Annotated in this window: 15 protein-coding genes; 12 read left to right on the plus strand and 3 right to left on the minus strand. The window is 36.3% G+C overall.

From position 1 onward, the window contains the following. Window positions 1–129: 129 nt before the first annotated feature. Entirely contained in the window at window positions 130–1026 is an 897-nt protein-coding gene (gene hcaR, locus LU301_RS00175; RefSeq protein WP_305271314.1) for a DNA-binding transcriptional regulator HcaR, read from the plus strand. 80 nt (window positions 1027–1106) lie between these two features. Here the strand turns inward: hcaR and LU301_RS00180 are convergent, their stop codons facing one another. Next, the gene (locus LU301_RS00180) at window positions 1107–1964 is read right to left on the minus strand and encodes an alpha/beta fold hydrolase (RefSeq protein WP_305271317.1); all 858 of its coding nucleotides are present in this window, start codon (window positions 1962–1964) and stop codon (window positions 1107–1109) included. Between the two features lie 674 nt (window positions 1965–2638). Between LU301_RS00180 and hcaE the strand changes: the two genes are divergently transcribed. The 9 genes from hcaE (at window position 2639) to LU301_RS00225 (ending at window position 10677) form a co-directional block, all read left to right on the plus strand. Then, the gene (hcaE, locus tag LU301_RS00185; protein WP_305271320.1) at window positions 2639–4012 is read left to right on the plus strand and encodes a 3-phenylpropionate/cinnamic acid dioxygenase subunit alpha; all 1374 of its coding nucleotides are present in this window, start codon (window positions 2639–2641) and stop codon (window positions 4010–4012) included. Then, a complete protein-coding gene (hcaF, locus tag LU301_RS00190) occupies window positions 4009–4536 on the plus strand; it encodes a 3-phenylpropionate/cinnamic acid dioxygenase subunit beta (RefSeq protein WP_370692204.1) in 528 nt (175 codons plus the stop codon). The genes hcaE and hcaF overlap by 4 nt, the downstream gene beginning before the upstream one ends. Continuing rightward, entirely contained in the window at window positions 4536–4865 is a 330-nt protein-coding gene (gene hcaC / locus LU301_RS00195; RefSeq protein WP_305271323.1) for a 3-phenylpropionate/cinnamic acid dioxygenase ferredoxin subunit, read from the plus strand. The genes hcaF and hcaC overlap by 1 nt, the downstream gene beginning before the upstream one ends. Before the next feature lie 2 nt (window positions 4866–4867). Continuing rightward, a complete protein-coding gene (gene hcaB / locus LU301_RS00200) occupies window positions 4868–5680 on the plus strand; it encodes a 3-(cis-5,6-dihydroxycyclohexa-1,3-dien-1-yl)propanoate dehydrogenase (protein ID WP_305271326.1) in 813 nt (270 codons plus the stop codon). Between the two features lie 30 nt (window positions 5681–5710). Next, window positions 5711–6664: a 3-carboxyethylcatechol 2,3-dioxygenase gene (locus LU301_RS00205; RefSeq protein WP_305271329.1), complete on the plus strand. Its 954-nt coding sequence runs from the start codon at window positions 5711–5713 to the stop codon at window positions 6662–6664. A 12-nt stretch (window positions 6665–6676) separates the two neighbouring features. After that, window positions 6677–7885 (plus strand): 3-phenylpropionate/cinnamic acid dioxygenase ferredoxin--NAD(+) reductase subunit, encoded by a 1209-nt coding sequence (hcaD, locus tag LU301_RS00210; protein ID WP_305271332.1) that lies wholly within the window; start codon window positions 6677–6679, stop codon window positions 7883–7885. 86 nt (window positions 7886–7971) lie between these two features. Continuing rightward, the gene (locus LU301_RS00215) at window positions 7972–8868 is read left to right on the plus strand and encodes a DMT family transporter (RefSeq protein ID WP_305271335.1); all 897 of its coding nucleotides are present in this window, start codon (window positions 7972–7974) and stop codon (window positions 8866–8868) included. 78 nt (window positions 8869–8946) lie between these two features. Further along, entirely contained in the window at window positions 8947–9177 is a 231-nt protein-coding gene (locus tag LU301_RS00220; RefSeq protein WP_305271337.1) for an accessory factor UbiK family protein, read from the plus strand. 15 nt (window positions 9178–9192) lie between these two features. Beyond that, a complete protein-coding gene (locus tag LU301_RS00225) occupies window positions 9193–10677 on the plus strand; it encodes a YifB family Mg chelatase-like AAA ATPase (RefSeq protein WP_305271340.1) in 1485 nt (494 codons plus the stop codon). Between the two features lie 48 nt (window positions 10678–10725). Here LU301_RS00225 and LU301_RS00230 read toward each other — a convergent pair whose 3' ends face one another. Continuing rightward, window positions 10726–11388, minus strand: coding sequence for a riboflavin synthase (locus tag LU301_RS00230; protein ID WP_305271343.1), 663 nt, complete (start codon window positions 11386–11388; stop codon window positions 10726–10728). Between the two features lie 158 nt (window positions 11389–11546). Here LU301_RS00230 and glnK point away from each other — a divergent pair, with 158 nt between their 5' ends. Beyond that, the gene (glnK, locus tag LU301_RS00235) at window positions 11547–11885 is read left to right on the plus strand and encodes a P-II family nitrogen regulator (protein WP_305271345.1); all 339 of its coding nucleotides are present in this window, start codon (window positions 11547–11549) and stop codon (window positions 11883–11885) included. A gap of 74 nt (window positions 11886–11959) precedes the next feature. On the opposite strand, the gene cysK is transcribed toward glnK, so the two are convergent. After that, window positions 11960–12892, minus strand: coding sequence for a cysteine synthase A (gene cysK / locus LU301_RS00240; protein ID WP_305271348.1), 933 nt, complete (start codon window positions 12890–12892; stop codon window positions 11960–11962). A 229-nt stretch (window positions 12893–13121) separates the two neighbouring features. On the opposite strand from cysK, the gene LU301_RS00245 reads away from it, so the two are divergent. Then, window positions 13122–13754 carry a thiol:disulfide interchange protein DsbA/DsbL gene (locus LU301_RS00245; protein ID WP_370692205.1) on the plus strand — a complete coding sequence of 211 codons (633 nt, stop codon included), beginning with the start codon at window positions 13122–13124 and terminating at the stop codon, window positions 13752–13754. The last annotated feature ends 68 nt before the right edge of the window (window positions 13755–13822 follow it).

Consider the following 13822-nt stretch of genomic DNA (forward strand, 5'->3'; position numbering starts at 1 on the left):
GGAAGGATTTTATTGATTGCAACGCATTCTATAAACATCACGATATCTAGCAAATTGCCAATATTGTATATGTTATAGAATGACATTCGCTAACCGCCAAAATGTAAAAGTTGTTTGTGGAGAATATTGATGGAATTACGTCATCTTCGTTATTTTGTGATGGTCGCTAAAGAGTTAAACTTTAGTCGAGCAGCAGAGAAGCTATATACAGCTCAACCATCTCTAAGTCAGCAAATTAAAGATTTAGAAGATTATGTTGGGGTACAATTATTTCACCGTACCAAACGTAAAGTTGAACTCACAGAAGAAGGTACCGTCTTTTTAGAACAAGCTAAACATACCTTAGCTCAAGCAGAAAAGGCTGTGCAAATGGCTAGACAAGTATCTAAATCGAAGCAACAAGTGTTGAGTATAGGTTTTGTGCCTGTAGCAGAGATGAAAATTTTCCCTTATGTGATACCACAGTTAAGAGTACAACATCCTGATTTGAAAATTAATTTGTTAAGCTTAAATCATGCTGAACAAATTGAACAATTGCGTGCTGGTAAAATTGATTTGGCATTATTGCGAGAAAGTATTTCTGATGAAGATATTCAAAGTCACTTTGTATTAAGAGATCCATTGGTTTTTTTATTACCAGAAAACCATCCTTTAACACGTTATAAACGTATTCCATTATCTGAATTAAATGATATAGATTTTGTGATACCATCAGCATTAACATCATCTCCGTTACATCATAAGATATTAAACTTTGCACAACAACATAATATTCAATTTAATATTGTTCAAGAGGCAGAAAATATCTTGTTTAATATTAATTCGATTGCAATGGGGTTAGGATGTACTATTTTGCCTGAATATATTGTCCCTTTAGCAATGAAAACAGTAACAAGACCATTAGATGCGGATTTACCTTTTTTTGATTTATATGTGAGTTATCGTAAAAATACTGATTTGATTACGGTAAAACATTTTATACAGCATTTAAATCAAGTATTTCATTTAAATCCATTTCAAAATTAGGCCATTATTTTATGGAAAATAAAAAATACAAGCAATGATTATTGCTTGTATTTTTTGATAATCAGAGAATATAAATGGGGTTATACACTATGTTTTAATAAATAGTTTTTAACTACTGTATTAAATTCATCAGCTTTTTCCACTTGAGACCAATGACCACATTGACTAAAAATATGTGCATCTGCATTTGGTACAATATTTAAAATATCCCAAGTGCGAGATACAGGAATAACGACATCTTGTGTTCCATGAATTAATAATACAGGTACTGTAATATTTTTCATTTTGTCAAAATCAAGTGGGAATTCAAAGCGATCACGATCACGAGCTGCCACAACATCATGTAGACGGTCAGATGCATAATCATTCTGTGCAGCTTCAAAACGTACTTTGACTAATTCATCTGTTACTAATGATTTATCAACCACGAACATTTCTAAAGTATTGCGAATACCTTCATGCGTTAATACAGGATTTGAATGAGCTTTTAATGCCGCAGTTTGTTTTGCACCACCTGTCCCCATAGAAACGATACCCAGTAAACGTTCTGGATAATCTAAAGCAAATTGGAATGCTAACCAACCGCCTAATGAGTTGCCTACAATCCATGTTTTTTCAATGCCCAACGCATCTAATACACGTACAGCATGGTCTACCCATGCACGGATACCATATGCAGTATTAGGAGCAACAATCGTTTGTCCATAACCAATAGAATCAATGGCAATACAACGTCCAACTTCTGCAAGTTTTGGCAAATTCAACCACCAGTTTGCAGCTGCTGATACACCTGTGCCTGAACCGTGTAAAAATAAGATAGGTGTCCCTGTCCCTACTTCATGATAGTGGGTTAATTCACCTTCAGCGGTTTCAATCCATTTGTCTTCCAAGCCAAAAAAGGCATCGGTTTGGTAATTTGGAACTTGTATAGTCATCATAACCTCATTTGTGTGATACGAAGATTTATGAGTGGATAATATCGATATTTTCTATTTAAATTAAATAAGACTAAAGTTTCCAAGTTAGATAAAAATTTCCGTCATTCCATGGATATAAATATAAATAATTATCGTTAAATGCTTTATATCTAAATAACCTATTGTTTTTTATATTAAATAAAAAAGTATATTATTTTATTTAGATAATTTAAATATGACGTAGTCTATATTTTATATAATTGATTTTAAAATAAAAAATACCAACTTTAGTCTGATGATTTATGTCTATCCAAATCACTTATAACGTAGAATTTATATATAGTCAAAAAACTTAAGAGCTGGTACAACATTCACCATTGTGTCGTAGGGGCGAATCATATTCGCCCAATAAACACAAGGTTTGCATAAGGGCAAATGTGATTTGCCCCTACAAGCCTGTACCAATTTTTAGGTTGAATTAGTATACTTTAAATATGGCGTATTCCCTGACTATACAGCGTTAAATCCGATGATTTTGTCTAATTAATCAGTTTGATAGCGTTTGATGAGAATAGAATAATTATTGAAAAAATATCTTAATCAAAACATATAAAATATTTCACTAAAATGCAATTTATCGTCATTATCAACACCAAGCCAAATCTGTTTTGATAGATATTAGCAGGAGTGTAATTATGAGTGGAAAAATTGATGTGCAACAAATCGATGCTTTAGTCGATGCACGAAACGGACATATTTCACCGTCCATTTATACTGACCCAGCGTTGTATGAATTAGAGCTAGAGCGTATTTTTGGACGTTGTTGGTTATTTTTATGTCATGAGAGCCAAATTCCAAAAGCTGGTGATTTCTTCAATACTTATATGGGTGAAGATCCTATTATTGTAGTACGCCAAAAAGATGGCTCAATTAAAGCACTATTGAATCAATGTCGCCACCGTTCTATGCGTGTGAGTTATGCTGATTGTGGTAATACACGTGCCTTTACTTGCCCTTATCATGGTTGGTCATATGGTACCGATGGTTCACTCAAAGATATTCCTTTAGAAGATCGTGCATTCCCTGAAAATTCTGCATGTAAAGAAAAATGGGGATTGATTGAAGTGAATCGTGTAGCAACTTATAAGGGTTTAATTTTTGGTTGTTGGAGTGAAGAAACGCCAGATTTAGAAACTTATATGGGGGATATAGCATGGTATCTCGATGGTGTACTTGATCGTCGTGAAGGTGGTACAGAAATCGTTGGTGGTATCCATAAGTGGGAAATTGAATGTAATTGGAAATTTGCTGCGGAACAATTTGCCTCTGACCAATATCATGCATTATTTTCGCATGCTTCAGCAGTACAAGTACTTGGTGCTAAGCCAGATGATGATGCTAGTAAACAACTTGGAGCAGCTCAAACTGCTCGTCCAGTATGGGAAACTGCAAAAGATGCTGTGCAATATGGTCAGCGTGGTCATGGTTCAGGGTTCTTCTTTACTGAAAAACCAGATGCAAATGTTTGGGTTGATGGTGAAGTGGCTAATTATTTCCGTGAAACCTATGAAGAAGCAAAAGAACGTTTAGGCGAACGTCGTGCCCTACGTTTAGCAGGACATAACAATATGTTTCCAACTTTATCATGGTTAAATGGTACAGCAACTTTACGTATTTGGCACCCACGTGGACCAAATAAAACAGAGGTTTGGGCATTCTGTATTGCAGATAAAGAGGCACCACAACATGTTAAAGAAGCATTTGAACGCTCTGCAACACGTGCTTTTGGTCCTGCTGGTTTCTTAGAACAAGATGACTCTGAAAACTGGATTGAAATTCAAAAGATTTTACGTGGTTATAAAGCACGTCAAACACCATTGATTTTAAAAATGGGCTTAGGCAATGAGAAAATCCGTGATGATGGTATTCCAGGTATTACCAATTATATTTTCTCTGAAACGGCAGCACGTGCATTGTATCGTCGTTGGGCTGATTTATTAATTCATGAAAAATGGGAAGATGTTGATAAAGCATCTGAAGCCTTTGAACAGGAGGTAATGGGTAAATGAGTGCAATCAAAACAGTAAATATTGAGCTTTATCATGAAATTAGCCAATTTATGTATGCTGAAGCTCAAATGATTGATGATTGGGATTTTCGTGCTTGGTTAGATGTTTTAGCGGAAGATATTCATTATACCCTGCGTACAATTACCAATGCACAAACACGTGACCGTCGTCGTAGTGTAGCTCCGCCATCAACATGGGTTTTTAATGATACTAAGCATTTGCTTGAACGCCGTGTAGCTCGCTTAGAAACAGGTATGGCATGGGCAGAAGAACCACCATCACGTACACGTCATTTAATCACAAATATTCGTGTAGAAGAAACCGATGTAGTAGGAGAATATCATGTATTTACCAATTACTTGCTTTATCGTTCACAAAAAGAGAAAGATATTGCGATTTATGTGGGTAAGCGTGAAGACCGTATCCGTAAAGTGGAAGATGGTTTAGGTTGGCAAATTTGCAAACGAGAAATTACGCTTGATCAAGCAACTTATACAACCCATAACTTGAGTGTGTTCTTCTAATGAGTGAAAAAATTTTTGTTTGTCAAATTGACGAATTAGATGAAGGCGAAGCACTGAAAGTAGACTGTGGCATCAAGGGTATCGAAGCCCTTGCAGTATTCCATGCTAATGGTAAGTTCTTTGCAATGAATGATCGTTGTAGTCATGGTAATGCTTCAATGTCTGAAGGTTATATTGAGGATGATGGCTCTGTTGAATGCCCATTACATGCTGCTCGTTTCTGCCTAGAAACAGGACAAGCATTATGCTTACCTGCAACAGATCCAATCCAAACATTCCCTGTATTGATTGAAGATGATGCTTTATATGTAGATATGTCAGGAGTATGACAATGGGTTGGCTAGAGAATCAAGTGGTACTTATCACAGGTGGTGGCTCAGGACTTGGCTTGGCATTGGTCGATCGTTTTTTAAAAGAAGGTGCGAAAGTTGGTATTTTGCAACGTTCACAACAAAAAGTTGATGAAGTATTGGCGAAGTACAATGGTGAAGTCGTTGCTGTTGTTGGGGATGTTGCTAAATATGATGATAATGTCAAAGCAGTTCAGGCTGTAGTTGCACGTTTCGGTCGATTAGATTGTTTTATTGGTAATGCAGGTATTTGGGATCATTATGCAGATATTCTGACATTGACTGGTGAACAACTAGAAAAAGTATTTGATGAAGTGGTTGATATTAATACTAAAGGTTATTTATTAGGTGCTAAAGCAGCACTTGATGAACTGATTAAAACTGAAGGTTCCATGATTTTCACTTTATCAAATGCCGCTTTTTATCCTTCTGGTGGTGGTCCTGCATATACAGCTTCAAAGCATGCTGGTGTAGGTTTGGTACGAGAGTTAGCCTATGAATTAGCACCGAAAATCCGTGTCAATGCGGTCGCTCCATCAGGTATGAATGCCAATGTTAAAGGTACATCTGCTTTGGGGCAGGAAAATGTAGGCTTACTTGATGCCCGTGATATGACTAAAATTGGACAAGGTATGCCTTTAAAATTTTTGCCTGAAGTTGAAGAGATGACAGGCTCATATGTCCTATTGGCTTCTCGTGAAAATAATCGCCCACTGACTGGGGTAATTATTAACGCTGATTGTGGTTTAGGGATTCGTGGTTTACGTCAGCCGAATCTAGGACGTTTTGAATAACGTCATTTTATGCTTACGAAAGGAGATATTATGTCAGTTAAATTAATGTGTGTATCACATAGTCCATTGATGGGACATGTTTCACCACGAGATAAACGTCAAGAAGATGTGGTGAATGAAACTTTTGTTAAATTTGGACAAATCGTTAAGGATTATAACCCAACTTTAATTGTGGTGGTTGGTCCTGATCATTTTAATGGTTTTTTCTATGATTTAATGCCAAGTTTTTGTATAGGTGTGCGTGCGACCGCAGTGGGTGATTGGGGCTATGGCGGTCATTTAGATGTGCCAGAAGATATTGCATTAAACATGGTACGTCATGTGCTTGATGAAGGTATAGATACGGCATATTCTTATCGTATGCAAGCAGATCATGGGATTACACAACCATTACATTTAATGTTTGATGGGCAAACGGATCGTTATCCAATTATTCCTATTTTTGTGAATGCGGCAGCTGTACCATTACCAACAACAAAACGCACAATTGCTTTAGGTCGAGCGGTAGGTTCTTTCTTAAAAACATTGGATTTAGATAAAGAGCGTGTATTGTTGTTAGGTACAGGCGGTTTATCACATGATCCACCTACACCACAAATGGGTTCTGTACCACCTGAAGTAGAAGAGTTTTTAATTGCTGGACGTAACCCAACACCAGAAGCACGTCAGGCACGCCAAGAACGTGTGATTGGTGTAGGACAACGTTTAGCTGCAGGTGATACGACGATTTCTTTACCACTTGATGAAGAATGGGATAAAGGCTTATTAGAAAAGTTAAAAAATGCTGAGTTTGATGCACTTGCACAAATGAGTGAGTTTGATATTCGTCAGCAAGGTGGTCGTGGTGGTCAAGAAGTGCGTACATGGATGGCTTGTTTTGCTGCCTTAAATGAAATTGGTCAGTATGATACAACCATTCATTGTTATGAGCCTATTTCTGAATGGATTGCAGGCTTTGCAATGGTAACAGCAGATTTGAAATAAGGAATCTTAAAGATGAGCGAATCGATTGTAATTGTGGGTGCAGGTCAAGCAGGTGCAAGTGCTATTATTGCTCTGCGTGCAAATCAATATCAAGGAAAAATTGTACTTGTGGGCGATGAAAATCATCTACCTTATGAACGTCCACCATTATCCAAAGATGCGATTTTAAAACCTGATGAAACCAAAATCGAGATTTTATCACAACAAAAACTCGATGAATTCAATGTACAATTTATTCGCCATCAAGCAGTAACAGCTTTATTTCCATCTGAACATCGTATTCAATTAGAAAATGGTGAAATGTTACATTATTCAAAATTATTACTTGCTACAGGTGGTTCGGTACGCCGTTTACCAATGCTTGATGCACTAGAAAAGCATGTTTATACTTTACGTAATGTTGAAGATGCACAAGCACTTATTCCTATTTTCCAAGAGGGTAAAAAAATTCTCATTGTTGGTGGCGGTGTAATTGGTTTAGAATTAGCTTCTAGTGCGAGAAGTAAAAATTGCCAAGTAACGGTATTAGAACAAGGAACAACGGTGATGGGACGTTCTTCACCTGCTATTTTGAGTGAATTTTTATTAGAGCAACATCGTAAACAAGGTGTGGATATTCGTTTATTGACTCAAATTAGCCAAGCTGAATTATGTGATGGACAAGTGGTTTTAACCTTAACGGATGGTGAGCAACTCACTGGCGATGCAGTCATTTACGGTATTGGTATTATTCCAAATGTACAATTAGCTCAAAATGCAGGACTTGATGTTGATTTTGCGATAAAAATTAATCAGTTTGGTCAAACTTCTGATCCAGATATTTATGCAGCTGGTGATGTTACTATTCAACAACAAGCTGATGGTTCATATCGCCGTGTTGAAACATGGGAAAATGCTAATAATCAAGCAGCCCTTTTTGCTGCTCATGCTTTAGGATTGGATATTCCAAGTTTTAATCCAGCATGGTTTTGGACAGATCAATACAATATTAACATTCAGTTTGTTGGTGATATGTCAGCTCAACAATGGTATATTCGTGGAGAGATTAATCATGAACAGCCAAACTTTATTTTATTTGGTGTAGATGATGGCACAATTGTCGCAGGAATTACCGTTAATCAGGCAAAGGATATGCGTCATCTAAAAAAGATGGTTGCACAAAAACGTGTATTTGAATTAGATAAATTATTGGATTTAAGTGTTGATTTAAAGAAAGTGTAATAGAGTTCATATCTAAAGAGTCAATAGACCTAAATCCAGATTTAGGTCTATTTTATTTTAATATCTGAGTAAATGTGGAAAATAGTATGTTCATTAATCAAAAAATATCGTTGATTATTATTTATAGTATTTTGGTATTTATATGGGCAACTACGCCTTTAGCAATTGTTTGGACATTACAAGACATATATCCAATTTGGGCATTAATTTTTCGCTATATTTGTGCTTCTGTTTTATGTTTGATGATTTTAATCTTTCTTAAAGAGCGTTTACCTTTAGATAAACTTGCGATACAAAGTTATTTAGCAGGAAGCTTAAATATTATTATTGCTCAAATGTTAATTTATTTTTCAGTACCCTATTTGACTTCTGGATTAATGGTTTTATTGTATGGTTTTTCGCCTTTAATTGCAGGGTTAATGGGCTATTTTATTTTTAAAACACAAAAATTATCGCTATTACAATGGGTTGGCATGATATTTGGTGTGAGTGGATTGGTATTTATTTTCGCAGACCCAACACAAACGCAAGTAAAACCCATTGGTGTGGGCTTATTATTTGCCAGTATTATTTTTTATACTTGTTCTATATTTTTAGTGAAAAAAATTAAAGCCCCTGTATCTGCTATGGCACAAACGACGGGAGCATTATTCATTTCAATGTTAGGAAGTTTTTTGCTAGTGCCCTTTATTTGGTCGGAACTTCCGCAACAAATACCGCAATGGAAATCACTCTTTGGATTTTTTTATACGGTAATTTTTTCATCTATTCTTGCTGTTTTTTGCTATTTTTGGTTGATTCCACGTATTAAACCATCAACATTTGCCTTAAGTAATATCATGACACCGATGATTGCATTAATCGTTGGTTCTTGGCTAAATAATGAAGTTTTAACTGTGAAAATGTTGATTGGCGTATGTATTGCGATGAGTGGTATTATTTTGTATTTTTATGCTGAGCAAAAGCAAACCCGTTTGAAATAAATGATTTTGTTGCATTATTTACTGGAAAATTCTAAATATTGGTGCGATAATGTGTTTTATTTTAATGAGTAAAGTATCATGATTGAGCCTTTAGTACAACGTATTTTACAGCAATTTGAACAGCCTAAAAAAGATTTTGAGCATAATGTGCGTGCTTTATTGAGCGAAAGTATTGAAAAAATGGATATTGTATCGAAAGAAGAATTACAACGTCATCAACAGGCTTTAGCACTTGCCAATCAACGTTTGGCTAATTTACAACAGCAATTTGAGCAATTACAGCAACAGTTAGCAGAAAAAAATCAATAATATAGTGATATAGCGATGTCATTTGCCAAAATCTATACACGTGGTGTGCTAGGATTACACGCACCATTGATTGAAGTTGAAGTGCATTTAAGTCAGGGCTTACCATCATTAACCATTGTGGGGTTGCCTGAAGCTGCGGTGCGTGAAAGTAAAGACCGTGTACGCTCTGCTATTATCAATAGCGGTTTTCAGTTTCCGACCAAACGTTTAACCATTAATTTAGCACCTGCCGATTTACCCAAAGATGGTTCACGTTTAGATTTACCCATTGCTTTAGGAATTTTGATAGCATCGGGGCAGCTACCTGAATTATCTGACCCTGATTTTGAATGTATAGGCGAATTGGCTTTAGATGGCTATTTACGTCCAACAACAGGTAGTTTAAGTATTGCCATCGCTTGCCAACAGGCAGGACGTACGCTGATTTTACCACAAGATAATGCCGATGAGGCGAGTCAGCTTGAAGGCTTAAATATTTTGGCGGTTAAACATTTAAAAGATGTATGTGAGCATTTAATTGGTACACAACGTTTATCGACTTATGAGCCAAAAACTCGCCCACAGCCAAGTGCTTATCATTTAGATTTGGCTGATGTGAAAGGTCAATTACGTCCACGCCGTGCTTTAGAAATTGCAGCGGCTGGCGGTCATTCATTATTATTTAAAGGTCCACCAGGGACAGGAAAAACCTTGTTGGCATCACGTTTGCCGAGTATTTTACCACCATTAAATAGCCAAGAAAGTTTGCAAGTAGCGAGTATTTATTCGATTGCAAATCAACCTTATCAATTTGGCTTACGCCCATTTCGAGCACCCCATCATACTGCATCGGCGATTGCTTTGGTCGGTGGTGGCTCTCACCCTAAACCAGGGGAAATTACGCTATCGCATTTGGGCGTGCTATTTTTAGATGAATTACCCGAGTTTGACCGTAAAGTTTTGGAAGTTTTACGTCAGCCATTAGAAAGTAAAGAAATCGTCATTTCACGAGCGACACGACAAATTACCTATCCTGCTGATTTTCAATTAGTGGCTGCAATGAACCCTTGTCCGTGTGGTTATGCGTTTAATCAAGACCATCGTTGTCAATGCTCTGCCGAAGCGATTAAACGTTATCAAAATCGTATTTCAGGCCCATTATTAGACCGTATTGATTTACATATTGATGTGCCGCCACTCAATGCCAATGAATTACAAGACGCACAATCAGGTGAAAGTTCTGAAGTGGTTAGACAGCGTGTGATTAAAGCCTATCAATTACAAATGCAACGTCAAAACTGCTTAAATCAACATTTATCGCCACAACAATTACAGCAAGTGGCATTGCTTGATGATAATTGTAAACAATTGATTAGTATGGCTCAACAACGCTTAAATTTATCGGCTCGAGCTTATCATCGTGTGTTACGTGTGGCTCGTACTATTGCCGATTTAGCAGGTAGTGAAATGATACAAAATACGCATTTATCTGAAGCTCTGTCTTATCGTGGGCAGGGATAGATTAAAGTGAATTAGGGCGATAATTAAATATCGCCCTAAATTATTGAATTATTTCATAAAACCATGTTGAGCTAAAAATGCCATATCAATATTAGACGATGGCGATGTTTGACACGCTTTATCGCCCAATAATAATCGCTCAATATAGCGTGCCAATACATCAACTTCAATATTCACTTTAGTTCCCACTTGCCATTCACCAATTGTGGTTTTTTCTGCGGTATGTGGTACTAAATTTAAACTGACAATATTTCCACGTAAATGGTTAATGGTTAAACTAATACCGTCAATGGTAATAGAGCCTTTTTCTGATAAATATTTTGCTAATGTAGTCGGACAAGTAACTTCAAAATAGATTGAACGTGCATCTTGACGTTTTAAACTGATTTCAGCTACGCCATCAACATGACCACTGACAATATGTCCGCCTAGACGTGTGGTTGGTAACAGTGCTTTTTCCAAATTAACCCGTGTGCCAACTCGCCAATTTTGTACAATGGTACGGTTTAAACTTTCTACTGATATATCCGCACTAAACCAATCCGTTCCAAAATCAATCACGGTTAAACAAATTCCGCTTGTCGCAATGGAATCGCCTAATTTGACATCGGACATATCTAATCCACCCACCGCAATTTGAATGCGTACATCACCATCGATACGCTGTAAACTTTTTACCGTACCAACACTTTCAATAATACCTGTAAACATTTGACTTTACCTATAGGCAGATTTAAACAATATGCAAATCGCATATGCTATATTTTAACTCTTTTTTTACAGTATTGCACTTCTTAGTTGAAGCAAGATATTTATGTGATGTATGATATAGCTATTTTATTATGTGATATTGCGATTGGAGCAAAGCCATGAAATTAGTAACTGCGATTGTAAAACCATTTAAATTGGACGATGTGCGTGAAGCATTATCAGAAATTGGCGTACAAGGCATTACAGTAACGGAAGTAAAAGGATTTGGACGTCAAAAAGGACATACAGAATTGTATCGTGGAGCGGAATATGTGGTAGATTTTCTACCTAAAATTAAAATTGAAGTGGCAATTGCTGATGAAATGTTAGATGCCGTGATTGAAGCTATTTTAAATGTTGCTAGTACAGGAAAAATCGGCGATGGTAAAATTTTTGTGAGCAATTTAGAGCAAGTGATTCGTATTCGTACAGGCGAAGTAGGCAATGACGCGATTTAATTTACTTAAATAAGACAATAAAAATAGGTTAATATGATGAGTATTAACCTATTTTCTTATTTAACATAATGTGATTAATCTACTAAATCTTTAAATAAAACAGTAGATAAGTAACGCTCACCACATGATGGCACAATCACAACAATGAGTTTTCCTGCATTTTCAGGCTTTTTCGCCAATTCTAAACCTGCCCAAACTGCAGCACCTGATGAAATCCCTACTAAAATCCCTTCTTTTTCTGCCATTGCACGAGAAGTTGCTAAAGTTGCTTCATTTGGTGCTTGAATGACTTGGTCATAAATTTGAGTATTTAATACACTTGGTACAAAACCTGCCCCAATACCTTGAATTGGGTGAGGACCTTTTTGTCCACCGCTTAATACAGGCGATGCTTCAGGCTCTACAGCAACCACTTGTACGCTTGGTTTTTTGCTTTTTAATACTTCACCTACGCCCGTGACTGTACCACCTGTACCAACACCTGCCACAAAAATATCGACTTGACCATCAGTATCACGCCAGATTTCTTCTGCAGTAGTTTCACGATGGATTTGTGGATTTGCTAAATTATCAAATTGACGTGGCATAAAATAGTTACTATTTTTTTCAACTAACTCATTTGCCTTGGCAATTGCACCTGCCATACCTTCAGTCGCAGGTGTAAGTACTAATTCAGCACCATAGGCACGCAGTAGCATACGGCGTTCTAAACTCATACTTTCAGGCATGGTAATAATGAGTTTATAACCTTTAGCTGCACAAACCATGGCTAAACCAATACCTGTATTACCACTGGTTGCTTCTACGATAGTGCTTTTGCTATTGATTAAACCTTGTTGTTCTGCTGTTTCAATCATTGATAAAGCGATACGGTCTTTAACGCTACTAGCAGGGTTAAAAAATTCTAATTTGACTACTACACGTGCAGATAAACCTTTTGCTAAATGATTTAATTCAACCAAAGGTGTATTGCCAATTAAATCTGTAATATTTTTTGCGATATTCATTTTTCACTCTCGATTGTACAATATCTAGTTATCATACCGAAAAAGTTTATAAAAACAAAGAGAGAAAGGTAAGTTCTTTATCTTTTTTTGTGATATAAAATATATTGAACAATAAAATGAGTTCGGCTATGAGTAAAAATTAACATTTATCACACAAAATCAATGGAAAATTACGCAAGAATCGATTAGCATTATTATAATAAATTTCTATTGTCTAGGAACATATTTTATGTCATTTAAAAAATTAGCATTAGGTGCAATGGTTATTGCCTGTGCAGGTGTATTTACCACACAAGCAATGGCAAATAACTTTGTGGAAGGTCAAGATTATACGGTACTTTCAAAACCACAAGCCGTTGAAAAAGCAGGTAAAATTGAAGTTCGTGAATTTTTCTGGTATGGTTGCCCGCATTGTCATGCTTTAGAACCACATATGCAAACTTGGTTAAAAAAATTACCGAGCGATGTGCGTTTTGTACGTACTCCTGCGGCGATGAATCCTGTATGGGAAGTGGGTGCAAAAGCTTATTTTACATCTGAAGCTTTAGGTATTCGTCAATATACACATATTCCATTATTTGAAGCACATTATGCAGCAAAAGGTGGTTTAAGTCCAAAAGCATTATCTCAATTCTTCAATGTTCACTTTAAAGTCCCTGAAGATAAATTTAAAGAAACTTTTGATTCGTTTCCAGTTGCTCAACGTGTGGCTCAATCAAAAGCTCTGACACAAGCTTATGGTGAAGAGTTAGCAGGTGTACCAGCAGTGGTCGTCAATGGTAAATATTTAGTGCGTGGTGAAGATGCTAAAGTACCACAAGTGATTGATTTCTTAATTGAAAAAGAACGTAAAGCTAAATAATTATTTACGCTTGAAATAACTTAATTCGATTATGTCTCAGACAGTATGTTAGAATATTAAGCATACTG

It is taken from the genome of Moraxella sp. ZY210820, assembly GCF_030674635.1.
GTDB lineage: Bacteria > Pseudomonadota > Gammaproteobacteria > Pseudomonadales > Moraxellaceae > Acinetobacter.